General features: G+C 58.3%; 20 protein-coding genes and 1 pseudogene. 10 read left to right on the forward strand and 11 right to left on the reverse strand.

The features are described 5' to 3' along the window. Positions 1–47 precede the first annotated feature (47 nt). From mazG to AC2FD9_RS21350, 3 genes are all read left to right on the forward strand, one after another. A complete protein-coding gene (gene mazG / locus AC2FD9_RS21340) occupies positions 48–899 on the forward strand; it encodes a nucleoside triphosphate pyrophosphohydrolase (RefSeq protein WP_496838807.1) in 852 nt (283 codons plus the stop codon). Positions 900–968: 69 nt separating this feature from the next. Then, positions 969–1,910 carry a nucleoside hydrolase gene (locus tag AC2FD9_RS21345; protein ID WP_496838789.1) on the forward strand — a complete coding sequence of 314 codons (942 nt, stop codon included), beginning with the start codon at positions 969–971 and terminating at the stop codon, positions 1,908–1,910. Beyond that, the gene (locus AC2FD9_RS21350; RefSeq protein ID WP_108858411.1) at positions 1,907–2,356 is read left to right on the forward strand and encodes a GNAT family N-acetyltransferase; all 450 of its coding nucleotides are present in this window, start codon (positions 1,907–1,909) and stop codon (positions 2,354–2,356) included. Before AC2FD9_RS21345 ends, AC2FD9_RS21350 begins: the two co-directional genes overlap by 4 nt. Before the next feature lie 48 nt (positions 2,357–2,404). On the opposite strand, the gene AC2FD9_RS21355 is transcribed toward AC2FD9_RS21350, so the two are convergent. The 6 genes from AC2FD9_RS21355 to AC2FD9_RS21380 all read right to left on the reverse strand — a co-directional run bounded on the left by AC2FD9_RS21355 (position 2,405) and on the right by AC2FD9_RS21380 (position 6,941). Then, positions 2,405–2,572: a hypothetical protein gene (locus AC2FD9_RS21355; protein WP_186437364.1), complete on the reverse strand. Its 168-nt coding sequence runs from the start codon at positions 2,570–2,572 to the stop codon at positions 2,405–2,407. Positions 2,573–2,723: 151 nt separating this feature from the next. After that, positions 2,724–3,263 carry a GNAT family N-acetyltransferase gene (locus tag AC2FD9_RS21360; RefSeq protein WP_496838792.1) on the reverse strand — a complete coding sequence of 180 codons (540 nt, stop codon included), beginning with the start codon at positions 3,261–3,263 and terminating at the stop codon, positions 2,724–2,726. A 47-nt stretch (positions 3,264–3,310) separates the two neighbouring features. Continuing rightward, positions 3,311–4,588: a phosphopyruvate hydratase gene (gene eno / locus AC2FD9_RS21365; protein WP_496838794.1), complete on the reverse strand. Its 1,278-nt coding sequence runs from the start codon at positions 4,586–4,588 to the stop codon at positions 3,311–3,313. A gap of 145 nt (positions 4,589–4,733) precedes the next feature. Beyond that, the gene (locus AC2FD9_RS21370; protein WP_496838796.1) at positions 4,734–5,615 is read right to left on the reverse strand and encodes a DMT family transporter; all 882 of its coding nucleotides are present in this window, start codon (positions 5,613–5,615) and stop codon (positions 4,734–4,736) included. A 136-nt stretch (positions 5,616–5,751) separates the two neighbouring features. Then, positions 5,752–6,165: a Fur family transcriptional regulator gene (locus tag AC2FD9_RS21375; protein WP_058277587.1), complete on the reverse strand. Its 414-nt coding sequence runs from the start codon at positions 6,163–6,165 to the stop codon at positions 5,752–5,754. A 71-nt stretch (positions 6,166–6,236) separates the two neighbouring features. Further along, positions 6,237–6,941: an endonuclease/exonuclease/phosphatase family protein gene (locus AC2FD9_RS21380; protein ID WP_108858408.1), complete on the reverse strand. Its 705-nt coding sequence runs from the start codon at positions 6,939–6,941 to the stop codon at positions 6,237–6,239. A 14-nt stretch (positions 6,942–6,955) separates the two neighbouring features. On the opposite strand from AC2FD9_RS21380, the gene AC2FD9_RS21385 reads away from it, so the two are divergent. The 3 genes from AC2FD9_RS21385 (at position 6,956) to AC2FD9_RS21395 (ending at position 9,091) form a co-directional block, all read left to right on the forward strand. Next, positions 6,956–7,138 (forward strand): hypothetical protein, encoded by a 183-nt coding sequence (locus AC2FD9_RS21385; protein WP_496696662.1) that lies wholly within the window; start codon positions 6,956–6,958, stop codon positions 7,136–7,138. An 8-nt stretch (positions 7,139–7,146) separates the two neighbouring features. Then, positions 7,147–8,034 carry a DMT family transporter gene (locus AC2FD9_RS21390; RefSeq protein WP_496838798.1) on the forward strand — a complete coding sequence of 296 codons (888 nt, stop codon included), beginning with the start codon at positions 7,147–7,149 and terminating at the stop codon, positions 8,032–8,034. 85 nt (positions 8,035–8,119) lie between these two features. Beyond that, entirely contained in the window at positions 8,120–9,091 is a 972-nt protein-coding gene (locus AC2FD9_RS21395) for a cation efflux transmembrane domain-containing protein (protein WP_496838800.1), read from the forward strand. Between the two features lie 11 nt (positions 9,092–9,102). Here AC2FD9_RS21395 and AC2FD9_RS21400 read toward each other — a convergent pair whose 3' ends face one another. After that, entirely contained in the window at positions 9,103–10,521 is a 1,419-nt protein-coding gene (locus AC2FD9_RS21400; RefSeq protein ID WP_496838801.1) for a protein adenylyltransferase SelO, read from the reverse strand. An 85-nt stretch (positions 10,522–10,606) separates the two neighbouring features. On the opposite strand from AC2FD9_RS21400, the gene AC2FD9_RS21405 reads away from it, so the two are divergent. Both AC2FD9_RS21405 and AC2FD9_RS21410 read left to right on the forward strand, forming a co-directional pair. Continuing rightward, positions 10,607–11,026, forward strand: a complete 420-nt coding sequence (locus AC2FD9_RS21405; RefSeq protein WP_496738402.1) for a cupin domain-containing protein — start codon at positions 10,607–10,609, stop codon at positions 11,024–11,026. Between the two features lie 3 nt (positions 11,027–11,029). Further along, complete coding sequence (locus AC2FD9_RS21410; protein ID WP_496838802.1) at positions 11,030–11,932, forward strand: fatty acid desaturase; 903 nt, start codon at positions 11,030–11,032, stop codon at positions 11,930–11,932. Positions 11,933–12,028: 96 nt separating this feature from the next. Here AC2FD9_RS21410 and AC2FD9_RS21415 read toward each other — a convergent pair. From AC2FD9_RS21415 to AC2FD9_RS21425, 3 genes and pseudogenes are all read right to left on the reverse strand, one after another. Next, positions 12,029–12,421, reverse strand: a pseudogene (locus AC2FD9_RS21415) (VOC family protein). Next, complete coding sequence (locus AC2FD9_RS21420; protein WP_496838803.1) at positions 12,418–12,726, reverse strand: ArsR/SmtB family transcription factor; 309 nt, start codon at positions 12,724–12,726, stop codon at positions 12,418–12,420. The pseudogene AC2FD9_RS21415 and the gene AC2FD9_RS21420 overlap by 4 nt, the downstream one beginning before the upstream one ends. A gap of 155 nt (positions 12,727–12,881) precedes the next feature. After that, positions 12,882–13,940, reverse strand: a complete 1,059-nt coding sequence (locus AC2FD9_RS21425; RefSeq protein WP_496838808.1) for an anhydro-N-acetylmuramic acid kinase — start codon at positions 13,938–13,940, stop codon at positions 12,882–12,884. A gap of 208 nt (positions 13,941–14,148) precedes the next feature. Between AC2FD9_RS21425 and AC2FD9_RS21430 the strand changes: the two genes are divergently transcribed. After that, the gene (locus AC2FD9_RS21430) at positions 14,149–15,417 is read left to right on the forward strand and encodes an MFS transporter (protein WP_496838804.1); all 1,269 of its coding nucleotides are present in this window, start codon (positions 14,149–14,151) and stop codon (positions 15,415–15,417) included. A gap of 91 nt (positions 15,418–15,508) precedes the next feature. Next, positions 15,509–16,762, forward strand: a complete 1,254-nt coding sequence (tyrS, locus tag AC2FD9_RS21435) for a tyrosine--tRNA ligase (protein ID WP_496838805.1) — start codon at positions 15,509–15,511, stop codon at positions 16,760–16,762. A gap of 79 nt (positions 16,763–16,841) precedes the next feature. Here tyrS and AC2FD9_RS21440 read toward each other — a convergent pair. Further along, a partial coding sequence (locus tag AC2FD9_RS21440; RefSeq protein ID WP_496838806.1) for a hypothetical protein occupies positions 16,842–17,240 on the reverse strand: 399 nt, incomplete at its 5' end.

The following is a 17,240-nucleotide window of genomic DNA, read 5'->3' on the forward strand; positions in this document are numbered from 1 at the left end:
GGGACTGCGGAATGGATGCATCTGACACCGGAACGAAAGGGTTCGCAATGGCCGAAAATCCTCTGATCCACGACAGCGAAGCGGGTATCGAGCGCCTGTTAGAAATCATGCGCCGTCTGCGTGACCCGCAAACGGGCTGCCCGTGGGATATCGAACAGGATTTTACCACCATCGCCCCCTACACGATCGAAGAGGCCTATGAGGTCGCCGATGCCATCGAGCGCGAAGCCTATGATGAGCTGAAAGGCGAGCTGGGCGACCTGCTGTTCCAGTCGGTTTTTCACGCACAAATGGCCGAAGAAGCCGGGCATTTCACCTTTCAGGACGTGGTGCGGACCATGTCGGACAAGATGGTCGACCGTCACCCGCATGTATTTGGCGATGAATCCCGCGATAAATCAGCGGACCAGCAGACCGTGGATTGGGAAACCATCAAGGCGGCTGAGCGCGCCGGCAAGGAACAGAAAGGGGCGCTGGATGGTGTCGCGGCCAACCTGCCTGCCCTGTTGCGCGCGCACAAACTGCAGAAACGCGCGGCCCGCGTAGGGTTTGACTGGCCCGATGCCAGCCATGTGTTGGCCAAGATCACGGAAGAGGCTGCAGAGCTGGAGGAAGCGCGCAATGCTAAGGACGCCGACGCGCTGGAGGATGAATTTGGCGATCTTCTGTTCGTGATGGTCAATCTGGGCCGTCATCTGGGCATCGAGCCTGAGGCCGCCCTGCGCCGCACCAATGCCAAGTTTACCCGCCGGTTCGAGCAAGTAGAAGCGCGGCTGGCTGCGCGCGGGAAAACACCATCTCAAAGCGATCTCGAAGAAATGGATGCGCTATGGGACGAGGTCAAAATTGAAGAGCACCGCGCCAATGGCAAACTCCCGCCGGTGGATGCAACGACGTAAGGCTGAAACCGCTGGACAAGCGTGGTGACACTTGCGAGTGTCCGCGCTTCAATACCCCGGAGGCAAAGCATGGCACCGCGCAAAATCATCATCGACACCGATCCCGGGCAGGACGACGCAGTTGCCATCTTGCTGGCATTGGCAAGCCCGGAAGAGGTTGATGTTCTGGGCATTACCGCCGTTGCCGGGAACGTGCCACTGGAACTGACGGCCAAGAATGCGCGGATCGTCTGTGAACTGGCCGGCCACTCGCATATCCCTGTTTATGCCGGGTGTGACCGCCCGCTAAACCGCCCTCTGGTCACCGCGGAACATGTGCACGGCAAGACCGGCCTCGACGGTCCCGTCCTGCCAGATCCGGAAATGCCGCTGGCTGACGGGCACGCGGTCGACTTCATCATCGACACCCTGCGCGCACATGAGCCTGGAACCGTCACACTTTGCCCGCTTGGCCCGCTGACGAATATCGCATCCGCCTTTCAAAAAGCGCCTGATATTGTTGATCGGGTCCAGGAAATCGTTCTGATGGGCGGTGCGTATTTTGAGGTCGGCAACATCACCCCAGCGGCGGAATTCAACATCTACGTCGATCCCGAAGCTGCTGATATTGTGTTTAAATCCGGCGCTCATGTCGTCGTTATGCCGCTAGACGTGACCCACGATGCGCTGGTCACGAAGCACCGCAATGACGCCTTCCGCGCGCTCAACAGTAAGGTCGGGCATGCCGTGGCCGAGATGACGGATTTCTTCGAACGTTTCGATATAGAGAAATACGGCTCGGAAGGCGCGCCGCTGCACGACCCGTGCGTGACCGCCTATCTGATCCGGCCGGAGCTGTTCTCGGGCCGACACATCAACGTCCAGATCGAAACGAAGTCCGAACTGACGATGGGTATGACCGTCGCTGATTGGTGGCGCGTGACAGACCATCCGCCCAATGCGATGTTCATTGGGGAAATCGACGCTGAAGGTTTCTTTGCCCTGCTGACCGAACGGCTGGCCCGGCTATGAGCGCCGCACTTCGCCTCGCGCGCCCCGAAGATCTGGACCGCCTGATGGGCCTGGTGACCGCGTTCCACACCGAAGCCGGGATCGCGCAGGACATGGACCAGACCCGCAATGCGCTGACCCCCTTGCTAGAGGGTATTCCCCACGGTTGCGTCTACCTGATCGGTCCAGGACGTGCGCCGCTGGGCTATGCCATCCTGACGTTCGGCTGGTCGGTCGAGTTCGGCGGCATGGACGGATTCATAGACGAAATCTACATCCGCCCGGCCGTGCGCGGCCGTGGCATCGCCACCGAAGTGCTGCTTGACCTGCCCAAAGCCCTGGCCGAGGCTGGCCTGACCGCCCTTCACCTAGAAGTCGATCGCACGAACGAGGCCGCGCATAAGCTGTACTTGCGCACCGGCTTCAAACCGCGCGATCGCTATGTCTTGATGAGCCGACAGCTCTAAAACGATAAGATACTTACGGGCGTCGCCGCCCGTCCCCCCGTGAAGGCCCTACCGGGCTTCACCGCGATACATGTATGACGGCGTTTCCATACCCAGAACCGGGTCACTTGCGGACACCGCTTCCCCGGTGATCGGATAAGTGCCAGGCCCCGCACAGGCTGCCAAAAATACAGTGCTGATCACTGAAGCTACGAGAAGGATTTTCGAACCAGTCATGTCGTTTCCCTTTCTGTAATGCAGGCACATTACGAGACACCGGGGTCAGACAAATAGGTAAAAGTTCACACAAAATTGAATTTATGTAGGTGTATTTCTAGCAAGTTTGATTTTTACAAGCGATAACAACACGTAAGACTTTGTAAAAAAATCACTCGATTTGCGAGTTTTCTGCCTGAGCACCGGGCAAAGGCATCTCAAAAAACAATAATGTGTCTTTCGCGATCTCCGGAATCTCGGAATATGCGTCGCGCAGTTGGAAGCCCATCGACAGGTACAGACGCGTTGCCGATTCCAATGGTTTGCCCGTGTCCATGCGAATGCAGTTAAACCCCTGTTCACGGCACTGTTCAATCAAGGACATCATAACCTCATACCCTGCCCCCGTCCCTCGGGCGGCGTCATTTACAAACACCCGTTTTATTTCGGCAATGCCCGGCCCGATTGTCCGGAACATTCCGCACCCAACGGCATGTCCATCCTTTAGTACCAGCCGCACACCACCGCCCGGTGGGGCGTGTTCTACTTCGATCTCGTCCATCAGCCGGGCATAAACGTCGCGGGGATAAAAGGTCTTTACGACGCGCACGGACTTGGCGTCCAACGTCAGCAGGAAGTCGCGATATTCCCAACACAAACGCCGAACCTCATCAAAGTGGTCCGGCGTTTCAGCTTCGATAACTTTAAGCAAAACACGATCCTCGAAAAAACCCGAGGATCAGTCTAGCATTATTGACCTCAGTTGCGAAGGATCGACGCGCCTGCGTATTCCGCAACTTCACCCAGCGATTCCTCGATGCGGATCAGCTGGTTGTACTTGGCCAACCGGTCCGACCGCGCCAGCGAGCCGGTTTTGATCTGACCGCAATTGGTCGCAACCGCCAGATCGGCGATGGTCGCATCCTCGGTTTCGCCCGAGCGGTGCGACATCACGTTGGTATACCGTGCACGGTGCGCCATATCGACGGCACGCAGTGTTTCAGTCAGCGATCCGATCTGGTTCACCTTGACCAGCATCGAGTTTGCACAGCCGCGCTTGATCCCTTCGGCCAGACGCACGGGGTTGGTCACGAACAGGTCGTCGCCCACCAGCTGCACCTTGTCGCCAATCATGTCGGTCAGAGCTTTCCAGCCGTCCCAGTCGTCTTCGGACATGCCATCTTCGATGGAAATGATCGGGTAGTCATTGACCAAAGCCGCCAGGTAAGCCGCATTCTCGTCCGAGCTCAGAGTGATCCCCTCGCCCGCCAGCACGTATTTGCCGTCTTTGAAGTATTCGGTTGCGGCACAATCCAGCGCCAGGTGGATTTCCTCGCCCGGTTTGTAGCCCGCTTTTTCGATGGACTTCAGGATGAAATCCAATGCCTCGCGGGTGGACGCAATGTTCGGGGCAAACCCACCTTCGTCACCGATACCAGTGTTCAGACCAGCGGCGGACAGTTCTTTCTTCAGCGTGTGGAACACCTCCGAGCCCATGCGCACGGCTTCGCGGATATTCGCGGCCGAGGTCGGCATGATCATAAATTCCTGAATGTCGATCGGGTTGTCGGCATGTTCGCCGCCGTTGATGATGTTCATCATCGGTACTGGCAAAACGCGGGCCGACGTACCGCCGACGTAGCGATATAGAGGTTGCGTGGTGAAATCTGCCGCAGCCTTGGCTGTGGCCAGCGAGACGCCCAGAATGGCGTTTGCGCCCAGACGGCTCTTGTTCTCGGTCCCGTCCAGTTCGATCATCGCGCCGTCGATGGCGACCTGCTCGGTCGCGTCATAGCCGACCAGTTCTTCGGCGATCTCACCGTTCACAGCGGCGACAGCTTCAAGCACGCCCTTGCCCATATAGCGCGACTTGTCACCGTCACGCTTTTCCACTGCTTCATACGCACCGGTTGACGCACCCGAAGGCACAGCGGCGCGGCCCATGGCGCCGTCTTCCAGAATCACGTCCACTTCGACGGTTGGGTTGCCCCGGCTGTCCAGGATTTCGCGTGCGTGGATGTCGATGATGGTACTCATGAGGCCCGTCCCTGTGGCTGCATTTGGTTGCATGCCTCATAACATCACCGAGCCAAAAGTAAACCAGCGATGTTACCGCTAACGGTTATGTTCATGGGGATTTAGGGCTAATAGCCACGTGTTTGCGCCAACGTGCGACGATCCGTCAGGCCGCAACCGCCATTGCACGCGCCAGCCGGCGTTCGCGAACAAAGGTGTACATGCCCGATCCGAGGATCAACGCGGCACCGGCCACCGTCATCAAATCAGGCCGTTCGCCAAACATCAGCATCCCTGCCGCGATGGAAAACATGAGCCGGCTGTACCGGAAAGGTGTCAGGGCCGAGGCCTCACCGATCCGCATAGCCGTCACGATGCCGTAATATCCCAGGACGCCAAAGCCAATTGCCCCCAGATACGGACCTACTTGCGTGGATTGCAGTGGAACAACTGGCTGAGCCAGAAACACCATCAGTACCACCCCGGCAAGGGCAACGGCCATGTAGGCCTGCATGGCAACAACGGACGAGGCCACACGGACGTCCAGCTTACGTGTGATCAAATCACGCGCGGCGATCGCAATTACGGTCGCGACAACGAACAGCGACTCGGGCTGAAACCCTTCCAAACCCGGGCGAATAATCATCAAGACACCAATAAAGCCTATTCCGATGGCGCTCCAACGTCGCCAACCGACCTGCTCGCCCAAAAACAGTGCCGCCCCCATAGTCACGGCCAGCGGCATCGCCTGAAAGACGGCAGCAACGGTGGACAGCTCGACCAGAGACAGCGCGGTAACAAAGGTCAGGGCTCCTACCGCCTCGGTCCCTGCCCGCGCCAGCGGCAGACCTTTCCACGCCTCCGGATCAAAGATGCGTTTACGCGTGGCCAATGACATCAGTACGAACACCAGCCCGCAGACCAGACCCAAAGCGATCATGATCTGACCCGTAGGTACAGTGATCGACAGATGCTTGATGAACATGTCCTCAAGTGCGAAGGCCGCCATCGATCCGATGATCAGCAAGATGCCGTGTACGTTGTTCATACGCGTGTCCGTTGAGATGGCGCGGGAAATTCCGCGACCTTAAGTCAGCAAAACCGTATCATCCGCGACGCCGCAAGCGATATTGCGACATGTTTCATGAATTGCCGTGCGGCAACCAATCGCGTTTCGTGATGGATCAGCCCTGTTTCAGCGGCACGCCGTACAGTTCCAACCGATGCCCTTTCAGCTTGTACCCAAGCTTGGCTGCGATCTTTTCCTGCAGGGCCTCGATCTCGGGATCGACAAATTCGATCACTTCCCCCGACTGCATGTCGATCAGATGGTCGTGGTGGTCCCTCTCGGCATCCTCATAGCGGGCGCGCCCATCACCGAATTCCAACCGCTCCAGAATCCCAGCCTCTTCGAACAGCTTCACGGTGCGATAGACCGTGGCGATCGAGATACCCGAATCCACCTTAGAGGCGCGCGCATACAGCTCTTCTACATCCGGATGGTCATCACTTTGCTGCAACACCTGAGCAATTGTGCGGCGCTGACCCGTCATGCGGAGACCTTTGGCTTCGCAACGGGCGATGATCGTGTCGGACATAGTGACCCTCAGAGTAGTTCGGGTTTCTGTCTTAATACGTCTGCGCCGCTGGCGCCACAGGGGATTTGCGCCTAAGCGACCTTGCGAAGATCAGCCCAGATCGGCAGGTGATCTGATGCGATATGCGCAGGCCGCGCTTTATGGACGCCATGTACAACGGCCTCAAGCCCAGCGCCCAGCGCGATCCGATCAAGTGCGCCCAGAGGCTGTGCAGCCGGGAAACTGGGAACCGGGGGCAAAAATCGCATGTCGGGTGCAAGATGATCGAGCACTGGCTGGCGCGACCACTCGTTGAAATCTCCGGCCCATACGGTAGGCATCTGATCCAGATCCTCATCGCAGCGCCGGAGTTGATGGATCTGTTGCCGCCGAGATGCGGGCAAAAGACCCAGATGCATCCCCATCACCCGAAGCGGCCCGATCTGGGTGTCAAACTCGACTCGAACTGCACCGCGGGGCTCTAGCCCCGGCAATTCATGGTGACCGGTCTTGCGCACGTCAATTTTATCCCCGCGCCAGATGACCGCGTTGCCGTGCCAGCCCAAGCTGCCAGCGCCCCCCAGATCGACAATCTGCCAACCGGCTTCGTCCAACATGAAATGTGGCAAGGCGGCGGGTCGCGGCGGCAACCTTTTGTCGGCCTCTTGCAGCACCACAATATCAGCCTGCATGCCTTCAATGACCTGCATTATGCGCTGAGGCTGGCGGCGAAAATCCAAGCCCACGCATTTCTGGATGTTATAGCTTGCAATCCGCAGGGTTGATTGAGGCGACATAAGGTTCCGATCAAATGGACGAACCCCAAAGTGCCACGCTGGTGGCCGGGCGCAACCCCAGTCTTCTGCAGGAGTGGCAAATAAGAGCTTTTCGCGCTGCCAAAGTGCCCAATATTCTAGCAGGCGGCGCGATCAGGAATGCTGCGCTTGATCAACAGGGTGCCGATACACTATCCCCGTGGAATGCGTCCAATTGAGGCCTGAAGTGGTTTCCAGCAACACACTCTCGAACAACCGCACCTGGGCAAGCATTGTCCTAGTAATCGGTGGCATGATGTGGGGTCTCTATTGGATCCCCGTTCGGTTTTTCTATGATCTGGGCCTGACCGGGCCCTGGCCGGGTATTGCGATGTATAGCGTTGCGCTGCTGGGGCTGGTTCCCTTTATCTGGAAAGAGAGAGGGACGCTGGCCCTGCAATGGCGCGATCTGGTGTTCAGCGGTATGTTCACCGGCGCGGCCTTCAGTCTTTATTCCATCAGCCTTGTCTATACGGATGTGGTGCGGTCGATCCTGTTATTCTACCTCACCCCGATCTGGGGCACGGTTCTGGGCCGGGTGTTTCTGGGTGAACGCCTGAATTTGGGGCGGCTTGCGGGCCTTGCCTGCGGTGTCGGTGGTCTATTCGTCGTGCTGGGCGACTCGGGTGGTATCCCGCTGCCCCAAAACAGCGGCGACTGGATGGCGTTGGCCTCGGGCATGTGCTGGGCGCTGGGTACGTTGGGGCTGTACCGAACCAGTACGATCTCAGCCTCGGGTCAGGTCTTTGCCTTTGTCGCAGGCGCGCTGATCCTTTCCCTGGTCAGCCTCGCGGTCCTGCCCGAACCTGTGTTGCCGACAATTGTGCAGGCGGATCTTCTTTGGACCCTTCATTTTGTGCTGCTGTCGGCCTTCTACACCTTACCCATGGTGTTCATGACAATCTGGCCCGCAACCAAACTGTCCCCTGCCCGCGTCGGTATCCTGCTGATGAGCGAGGTTGTCGTCGGCTTGGCCTCGGCCGCCGCGTTCTCGGGCGAGCCGTTCGGGTTGCGCGAGCTGTTGGGCGCCATCCTGATCGTCAGCGCTGCTGTGCTTGAAATCGTGCGGGACTAGGACAACCCGCCATAGCAGGTGTTGGCCTATCCCCTTCGAACGGGTATCTGTTGCGGAGTTTGATGCCCTATCAGGACGTTACCAGATGTCGATGCCAAATGCAGAACGCAGAAAGCAGCTTGAGGGGCGCGCGCTCATCATTGCCATGGGCGGCAACCTGTTCATGGGCGCGGCTGGTATACTGGCCGGGATTTTGTCGAACTCCAATGCGATCATGATGGACGGGCTATATTCGCTGGTCGGCTTTGGATCGGCATTCCTTGGCCGCCGTATCAGTTTGAAGATTGATGCAGGCCCCGACAAGCGACGCCCGTTTGGCTATGCAGCGGATGAGGCGATCTTTTCCACCTTCCGCTCTTTGTCTCTGTTAGGACTGGTGCTGTTCGCCATCTCGAACGCGACTAAAAACATCTACAGCTACTACAACGGCATGATGCCCGAACCGCTGATATTCGGACCGATGTTCATCTACTTCGCTGCCATTGGCCTGACCTGCGTTTTGCTGTGGGCGTTTCACTATTTCACTTGGCGGAAGACCGGGAAGGCCAGTGCAATCCTGCGGTTGGAATCCAAAGCAGCACTGTTCGATGGTCTATTCACGGCTGCCGCAGCAATTGGCCTTGGGGCAATCTACCTGTTCCGGGATGGGGCCCTATCGGCGATCGCACCCGTCGGCGACTCGATCATCGTACTGTTCCTGTGCGTTCTGGCCATCGGATCATACCTACGCGACTTCCGTGGTGGGTTGGGTGAGCTGGCAAACGCCACCGCAAGCCCCGACCTTCTTGCTGCTGCGCGTCGTGCTTTGCGCCCGGCAATCGCAGAGGACGGTGGCGCATTGCGGGATATGTCCGTAACCAAACAAGGTCGGACCATTTTGATTACCGTCTACTACAACCCGCTGCGCGCGATCACCGCCGAAGAGGTGGACATCCTGAACCTGCGCATGGTCCGCGATGCGCGCAGGGCAATCGACGGGGCGGATGTCTACCTGATGATCTCGCAATACGCCCGCCGTTGGCCGGATGAGGTCAATCCCTATCGTGATGAGGCCTGAGGGGTCAAAATTCAGGTTCCACAGAACGTGGCATGCACCACTTCGGTCTCTGATGGCGGACGCTTCAGATCATCCGCATCGGGCTGATCCTCATAAGGTCGCGCCAGAACAGTGTTCAGCCTTTGGAACGGCTCGTAATCGCCCTGAACGGCCGACTGTATCATTTGTTCAACACGGTGATTGCGCGGGATGAAGGCTGGGTTTGCGGCGGCCATTACGATGGATGGGTCCTGCTCACGCCCCAGACGCGCGTTCCACCCTTTGGACCAGGTGTCGTACGCCGCAGAATCGGTAAACTGATCACGCGCGGCATCACCACCCAGCGCACGGAATGTATTGGTGAAATCCGCCTGGTTCTGCGCCATGCGCGTCAGCAGGTCCGAGATCAGTTCCAGATCGCCCTCTTCTTCGGTCATCAACCCGATCTTGGCGCGGAACCGCTTCAACCAGCTCTCCTGCAGCTGCGCAGGCATGGCGTGTACAATCTCGGTCGCTTCTTCGACGGCTGCGTCCTTGTCTTCCATCTGCTGGATCAGTGCCGTCGCCAGTTGCGCTACGTTCCAAACGGCGATGTCGGGCTGGTTGGAATAGGCATATCGCCCCATCCGGTCGATCGAACTGTAGACCGTGTTCGGATGATAGCTGTCCATGAAAGCGCAGGGCCCATAATCGATGGTCTCACCCGCGATTGAGCAATTGTCGGTGTTCATCACCCCATGGATAAATCCTACGCTCATCCATGCCGCGATCAGCCGCGATTGCGCCTCCACCACCGCACGCAACAGGCCCATCGGACCGTCCGCATCCGGGTAGTGACGATCAATAGCGTATTCCGTCAGGCGGCGCAGGCTGTCCAGCTGTCCACGCGCGGCGAAAACCTGAAATGTCCCGACCCGTAGATGGCTTTGCGCCACACGGGTCAGAACCGCACCGGGCATCGGCCCCTCGCGCAGAACGATCTCGCCGGTCTCAACCGCCGCCAGCGCGCGGGTCGTCGGGATACCCAGCGCATGCATTGCCTCGGACACCACGTATTCCCGCAGCACAGGCCCAAGCCATGCGCGGCCATCCCCCTGACGGCTGAACGGGGTTGGACCGGACCCTTTGAGCTGGATATCCCGGCGGAGGCCATCTGTCCCGATCGTTTCGCCCAGCAGTACAGCGCGGCCGTCCCCAAGCTGCGGGTTATAATTGCCGAACTGATGTCCCGAATAAAGCTGCGCAATCGGCTCTGCGCCTTCGGGCAGCGTGTTGCCAGCGAAGGCTTCAGCCATCTCCTCTACCTCCCCCGGTGTGACCTTCAATACCTTCGCCAATTCCGAGTTGAATGCGATCAGGCGTGGGGCACGCACAGGTATAGGTGCCTGCCGCGCATAAAAGCTGTTGGGAAGGCGGGCGTAGCTGTTATCAAACGGGATGGTCAGGGTCATGCGGCAAACATATTCCTTGCGTACACGAATACCATAGCGGATCGCACCTTCCCGTGCATAATCATCGCAAAAGACACGAGGCCCCATGACCGCACAAGAGATCATCGACCACCTGAGACTGGAACAACACCCGGAGGGCGGTTGGTTTCGCGAAACCTGGCGCGCGGATAACGCAGGCCGCGCCACCGGGACCTGCATCTATTTCCTATTGGCCGCTGGTGAAAGCAGCCACTGGCACCGCGTGGACGCCACCGAAATCTGGCTCTACCACTCTGGTGCTCCGCTGATCCTGTCGCTGAGCGCTACGGATGACGGTCCAGCCACCGATCACATCCTAGGCCCAGACCTTTCAAAGGGCGCACCGCAACTAATCGTGCCCGAAAAACACTGGCAGGCGGCGCGCACCACCGGAGACTATACGTTGGTCAGTTGCACTGTTTCGCCCGGGTTCCAGTTTGACGGTTTCGAACTGGCCGAGCCAGGGTTCGACATAGCGCGTGGATGATGCATGGATCACCGCGCCCTCATAGCGTCGCTGCCACCTGAGGCCAAAGATCAGCTACAACGGCGCTCGGACACAGCAGGTCTGCGTCATTTTCTGGGCTACCTGGTGTTACTGTCCGCCACCAGTGCGGGTATCGCGTGGCGGGTCCCTCTCTGGCCGGTCCTGATCCTGCCACAGGGTGTCTTGTTGGTGTTTCTGTTCACGCTTAGCCATGAATGCACCCATAAGACCCCGTTCAAGACCGGCTGGCTGAACGACGCTGTCGGGCATCTTGTTTCAGTACCGATCGCCCTGCCCTTCAAGTGGTTTCGATATTTTCACCTTGCGCACCACAAATGGACGAACCACCCGGAAAAAGACCCCGAGCTTGGCGGTAAGCCACGACCGCAAGACCGGCTGAGCCTGCTGATCTATCTGTCGGGCTGGCCTTACTGGAAAGGCATGGCACTTGTCCTGTTCCAAAACGCCTTTGGTAACATCGACGCCCCGTACCTACCGGCGCGCCAACACGCCGCCATGCGGGCTGAGGCACGTCTGCTGCTGATACTCTACGCGGTCGCAGCCCTAAGCCTGCTCCTGTCGCCGCTGCTCCTCTGGCTTTGGATTTTACCCGTTCTGCTGGGGCAACCATTCCTGCGCCTCTACCTACTGGCGGAACACGGCCTGTGTCCGCCAGTCACCAACATGCTCGAGAACTCGCGCACCACGTTCACCAACCGGATGGTGCGTTTTGTGGCCTGGAACATGCCCTATCACGCCGAACACCACGCCTTTCCGAATGTGCCCTTCCACCAGCTGCCTGCATTGCACGGTTGGACGCGGGAATATTTGAAGTCGGCTTCGGACGGATACTCGCAGTTTACAAGTAATTATGTAAGAAGCGTGAAGAGCCAATCATTCAGCTAGTTGGTTACGGATTGGCTGCATTGAGCCCGAAGCGGCCGATGCTGCGCATAGACCGAACGGTAGCTTTCGGTACGTCCGGCCAAGGAATAGGTTTGTTTAGGCTTCTTTCATCTGGATCAACTGGATCAGGTTGCCACAGGTGTCATCAAAAACAGCCATGTGAACTGCGCCGGCATCCATTGGTTCGGTGGTAAACTCCACTCCTCGGTCGGTCAGCTTCTTCCACTCGGAATCGAGGTCTTGCACCTGAAATGAATGTGCCGCGATTCCATCGGCAACGATAGCTTCCTTGAACGGGCTCGTGGCGGGGTGGTCGCTTGGTTCAAGCAGCAGCTCTGTTCCATCTGGGTCTTATTCTGAAACAACCGTCAGCCAACGATTAGTGCCCAGTGGAATATTGTGTTTCACTTTGAAGCCGAGCACTTCGGTATAGAATTTTTCGGCCTTGTCTTGGTCGTCAACAAAGACACTGGTGACATAAATTTTCATGTCTTAGTTCCTTTCGGTTTGTATTTTGTAAGCCACGATGTCGCCACGATGTCGCCTTTGCTTACGCTCAAAGAATGCGCCTTCGTTCGCCCCTTCCATTCGACCTCGATCAATCCCGCCTTCTCTAAGACAGCAAGATGCTGGGAGACCGTCTGTCGGGACAAAGCGATCCCATCCTCTGCAACCGAAGCCGCGCATACCTCGAATAACGATTGAGCTGGCCTTTTGCTCAGATGGTCGATGATGCGACGACGTGTGCTGTCTGAAAGAGCTTTGAAGATTAAGTCTAGCTGGTCATCTGTCATAGGTCCTATATGCAGTAAGATTACTACATGTAAAGTGCAGTAATTTTACTGCATAACGACTGAAGTAGAAAAGCGGACGTTTCAGGCTGGTAAACGAACGACGGAAAAGTCCTCAAAGCGAAGTCCGGGCAATCAACTTTTAACCCATCGCCCCATTACGCAACCGAACTCACAACCCCACCACCGACCAGCGCCTTCACGCCTGTCGTCCCCGGACACGACGTCGGCAGCCTGCGGGCGACGCGTGCCGCCAGATAGGCGAAGGCCTGCGCCTCGAGCATGTCGCCGTCCAGACCCACGGCCTCAACCGGTTCGACCGGACAATCCAGCGCGACGCGCAGCATCTCCATCAATACCGGGTTGTGTCTACCGCCCCCGGTGACCAACAAACGCGACGGTGGTTTGGGGCAGTGTTCCATCCCCTGCACCACGCCTGCTGCACACATGCCGGTAAGCGTGGCAACTGCGTCCGCATCGCTGAGCTCTTGCACCAGTTTGATCATCTCGGAAAAGTCGTTCCGGTCCAGTGATTTTGGCGGCATACGGGTGAAAAAAGGCTCAGACAAAAACAGCTCGAGTGCGCCCATCTCGACGGTTCCGCCGCGCGCGACAGCTCCGTCGCGATCCATCGGCAGGCCCAGACGCGCCTGCATCAGATCATCGACCGGTGCATTCGCGGGACCAGTGTCAAACGCCAGCAACGCGCCCGGGGCTTCGGGGCCATCGTAACTGGGGTCCACATAGGTCAGGTTCCCGACACCGCCGAGGTTCAAAAAGCAAAGCGGTTGGGTTGCTTCGATCCACTTGGCGCAAGCGAAGTGAAAGAAGGGCGCCAGCGGAGCGCCTTCGCCGCCCATCGCCACATCATCGCTGCGGAAATCCCAGACGACCGGCACGCCTAATGCCTGAGCCAGCCCTTTCCCGTCGCCCACCTGCAACGTCCCACGCCCGCTCGGTTCATGCGCAAGAGTTTGGCCGTGCACACCGATCAGGTCGACCCCATCGAATTCAGACAGCGCCTCGGCATGAGCCAGGGTGACAAGCTCTGCCGCGGCATCCACGTCAGGCCCGTGCCACTGCCCTAAAGCGGCGCGCAGAACCGCACGCTCTTCATCGGAGTAGGCACGATACCCACTTGGACCAAATCCCAAAATCCGGTGCCCGTCCGTTTCTACGACCGCGGCATCCACCCCATCCATCGAAGTGCCGGACATCGCGCCCAAAACCCTGATCGCACCTGTTCGTTTGATGGCCCGCCCCACGCGTATCTCTCCTGCCGAACTCCGTGGTACCGTCATGGTTGATCGGTACAGTCTGTTTAACCTGCCCGTTCAGCTAAACCCAAGGCAAGCCAGATCATACGAGGGTCGCGCTTTTTCCCGACAATTTGGTATAAGGAACACAAATCAGTTTTAGGTACATATGGCAGACACATACTCGCAGAAACAACCATCCGAAGGCCGGAACTATTTTCTGATCTTCTGGTCCGGCGCTCTGGCCACGATCGGAGGGCAGTTGATCAACCCAAATCTGGTGCTGCCCTTCCTGTATCTGGCTCTGGGCGCGCCAACGTTTTTTGCAGGAATGCTTCTGCCCTTTGTCACCGGATCGCGCCTGGTTGCCGAGATCTTTGTCGCACCTTTCATTAACCGGGCAACCCGCGCCAAACTGGCCGTTTACGCACCGAACCTGTTGACAGCCGCAGTATTGGCGGCGGTGGCCCTGTTTTCAACAAAACTACCCAGTGTGATGATCGTACTGCTGTTCCTGACCACCGCGATGGTCCTGGGATTGTGCCAGGGGATCACCAGCCTTGGAACCAGCCAGATCTACGGCATCTCCGTTCCCGAAGCGAAACGAAACCGGATGGTGTTTGCGCAAGCCACCATCTCGGGCGTTTTGGCCATCATCGTCGTTCTGATCACGCGCGACCTGCTGTCCGGGGACCAACCGATGCAGCGCCACATCGTCGTTCTGTGGTGCGGCGTGATTGCCATGTTTGCCGCAGGTGTTGCCTTTGCAGGAGTGCGACTGCTTGAGGATGAACAGCGCGCCCCATTGCCGGAGCCGAAGAAAAAACCCAAGCCCCTGGCCGAGTTGGCGACCGGATTCAAAACCGGCATGGCCTATCCCTGGTATCGCAAGTTTCTTTCGGCCCGACTGATCTTTGTGTCGGTCGAGCTGGCGATGCCCTTCTACACAATCCATGCTGCGACGCTGCATATGGGGACCAAGCATTCGCTCAGCTATTTTGTCATAGGGGCCAGCCTTGGAATGGTGATCGGTTCGCTTTTGTGGGGATGGCTCAGCGATCGTGTCTCGGTCAAACCTGTGATGTGGCTGGGGTGCATGATCGCCGCAATCTCGGCTCTGATGGCGCTTGGCTTTACGTTCCTCGGCTACGCTCAGAACGTCTGGGTCTACGCGCTGGTGATCCTGCTGCTATCGCTGGGCGGGAATGGGGTGATCTATGGGCGCTACCTGTATCTCATTCAGATGAGCGTTGAAAAAGAGCGCCCCTACCTGGTTGCACTAGGGGATGTCAGCGCTGGCCTCGTAGGAATTGTTTTTGCTGCGATCCTTGGCGCAGTCGCACATCTGCATGATCCGATCACGCCGATTGTTATCCTTGTGGTGTTGAACACCATCGCAATGTTCTATGCCTTCCGCCTGCCCCCGGTCAAAAGCTGACACAGCCCGCGTTTTCTTGGAAATGGTGCCTTTTCCTTACCCAGTGCGCCGCCTATACAGTGCCCCGCAACATAAACCCAAAGGGCACGATATGACCTACCACCCCAAATCGGATTTCATCGCCACGATGATCGAGCGCGGCTTTCTCGCCGACTGCACCGATTATCAGGGCCTTGACGAGGCGCTGATCAGTGGGTGCAAACCGGCATATATCGGCTTTGATGCGACGGCCAAGTCGTTGCATGTGGGCAGCCTGATCCAGATCATGATGCTGCGCTGGTTCCAGAAAACCGGACACCAGCCAATCACTCTGATGGGCGGCGGCACCACCAAGGTGGGCGACCCGTCGTTCCGCGCGGATGAACGCCCCCTGCTGGGTCCCGAACAGATCGACGAAAACATTGCGGGCATCAAAAAGGTGTTCTCGGCCTATATCGATTATGACAGCGATGCCGAAAACAAGGCGCTGATGCTGAACAATGCCGAATGGCTTGATGGCCTGAACTACCTCGATTTCCTACGCGATATTGGACGCCATTTCTCGGTCAACCGGATGCTGGCGTTTGAATCGGTGAAATCACGGTTGGATCGCGAGCAATCGTTGAGCTTCCTTGAGTTCAACTACATGATCCTGCAGGCCTATGATTTCCTTGAGCTGAACCGCCGTTTCGGCTGCGTCCTGCAGATGGGCGGCTCGGATCAGTGGGGCAACATCGTCAACGGTATCGACCTGACGCGTCGCGTGCTGGATCATGAGATCTACGGCCTGACTTCGCCGCTTCTGACCACCAGCGACGGCAAGAAGATGGGCAAGTCGCAGGACGGTGCGGTCTGGCTGAACGCCGAGATGCGCTCGCCTTACGAATTCTGGCAGTTCTGGCGGAACACGACCGACGCGGATGTTGGCCGTTTCCTAAAGCTTTACACCGAAATGCCGGTGGATGAGTGTGACCGACTGGGCGCGCTGCAAGGGTCCGAGATCAACGAGGCCAAGATCCGCCTCGCCAACGAAGTCACCGCCCTGCTGCACGGAACTGAGGCTGCGGCCAACGCCGAGGCCACGGCCCGTGAAGTGTTCGAAAAAGGCGGTGTTGGGGGCGATCTTCCGACCCTGACCCTCAGCGCGGCTGAATTGGGCGACGGCATGTCCATCGTACAGGTCATCGTGAAATCGGGTCTGGCAAAGTCCGGTAAAGAGGCCAAACGCCTGATCGCAGAAAACGGTGCGAAACTGGATGACGCACCGCTAACTGATGCCGGGCTGATGATCGACGCGGGCGCATTGTCGTCGCCGATCAAGTTGAGCGCTGGTAAAAAGCGCCACGCACTGGTTCAGCTAGGCTAGGCCACTCAATAGTTCAGAAAAACAAAGGCCACCCAGTTGGGTGGCCTTTTTCCTTTGGCTGGCGCCAAAACGCCTGTTGTTAGCGCTCTTCCTTACCGCCGCCGTTGCTGCCGCCGTTGCCAGAACCACCGCCGCCGTGACCTTGACCGTTATTGCTGCCGCCGTTGCCGGTTCCGGGGCCAGATCCGCCGTTGTTTCCGCCGCCGTTACCGGAGTTACCAGCGTTGCCGTTCCCGTTTCCGGGCCCACCGTTGCTGCCGCCATTTCCGTTGCCGCCACCGTGGCCACCGCCGTTGCTACCACCGTTTCCGGAGCCGCCGCCGCCGTTGCCAGAGCCGCCACCCTGACCATTATTGCCACCACCGTTTCCAGTTCCGGGTCCAGATCCGCCGTTGTTGCCACCGCCGTTACCCGGGTTGCCGGCATTGCCGTTGCCATTGCCGGGGCCATTTCCGCCGCCGTTGCCGCCGCCATTACC

This window comes from Ruegeria sp. YTSC230, assembly GCF_059609665.1.

Excerpts from the sequence above, each read along its gene's own strand:
- mazG (WP_496838807.1), top strand. The coding sequence starts at position 48 with ATGGCCGAAAATCCTCTGATCCACGACAGCGAAGCGGGTATCGAGCGC.
- AC2FD9_RS21345 (WP_496838789.1), top strand. The coding sequence starts at position 969 with ATGGCACCGCGCAAAATCATCATCGACACCGATCCCGGGCAGGACGAC.
- AC2FD9_RS21350 (WP_108858411.1), top strand. The coding sequence starts at position 1,907 with ATGAGCGCCGCACTTCGCCTCGCGCGCCCCGAAGATCTGGACCGCCTG.
- AC2FD9_RS21355 (WP_186437364.1), bottom strand. The coding sequence starts at position 2,572 with ATGACTGGTTCGAAAATCCTTCTCGTAGCTTCAGTGATCAGCACTGTA.
- eno (WP_496838794.1), bottom strand. The coding sequence starts at position 4,588 with ATGAGTACCATCATCGACATCCACGCACGCGAAATCCTGGACAGCCGG.
- AC2FD9_RS21370 (WP_496838796.1), bottom strand. The coding sequence starts at position 5,615 with ATGAACAACGTACACGGCATCTTGCTGATCATCGGATCGATGGCGGCC.
- AC2FD9_RS21375 (WP_058277587.1), bottom strand. The coding sequence starts at position 6,165 with ATGTCCGACACGATCATCGCCCGTTGCGAAGCCAAAGGTCTCCGCATG.
- AC2FD9_RS21380 (WP_108858408.1), bottom strand. The coding sequence starts at position 6,941 with ATGTCGCCTCAATCAACCCTGCGGATTGCAAGCTATAACATCCAGAAA.
- AC2FD9_RS21385 (WP_496696662.1), top strand. The coding sequence starts at position 6,956 with ATGGACGAACCCCAAAGTGCCACGCTGGTGGCCGGGCGCAACCCCAGT.
- AC2FD9_RS21395 (WP_496838800.1), top strand. The coding sequence starts at position 8,120 with ATGTCGATGCCAAATGCAGAACGCAGAAAGCAGCTTGAGGGGCGCGCG.
- AC2FD9_RS21400 (WP_496838801.1), bottom strand. The coding sequence starts at position 10,521 with ATGACCCTGACCATCCCGTTTGATAACAGCTACGCCCGCCTTCCCAAC.
- AC2FD9_RS21405 (WP_496738402.1), top strand. The coding sequence starts at position 10,607 with ATGACCGCACAAGAGATCATCGACCACCTGAGACTGGAACAACACCCG.
- AC2FD9_RS21410 (WP_496838802.1), top strand. The coding sequence starts at position 11,030 with ATGGATCACCGCGCCCTCATAGCGTCGCTGCCACCTGAGGCCAAAGAT.
- AC2FD9_RS21420 (WP_496838803.1), bottom strand. The coding sequence starts at position 12,726 with ATGACAGATGACCAGCTAGACTTAATCTTCAAAGCTCTTTCAGACAGC.
- AC2FD9_RS21425 (WP_496838808.1), bottom strand. The coding sequence starts at position 13,940 with ATGTCCGGCACTTCGATGGATGGGGTGGATGCCGCGGTCGTAGAAACG.
- AC2FD9_RS21430 (WP_496838804.1), top strand. The coding sequence starts at position 14,149 with ATGGCAGACACATACTCGCAGAAACAACCATCCGAAGGCCGGAACTAT.
- tyrS (WP_496838805.1), top strand. The coding sequence starts at position 15,509 with ATGACCTACCACCCCAAATCGGATTTCATCGCCACGATGATCGAGCGC.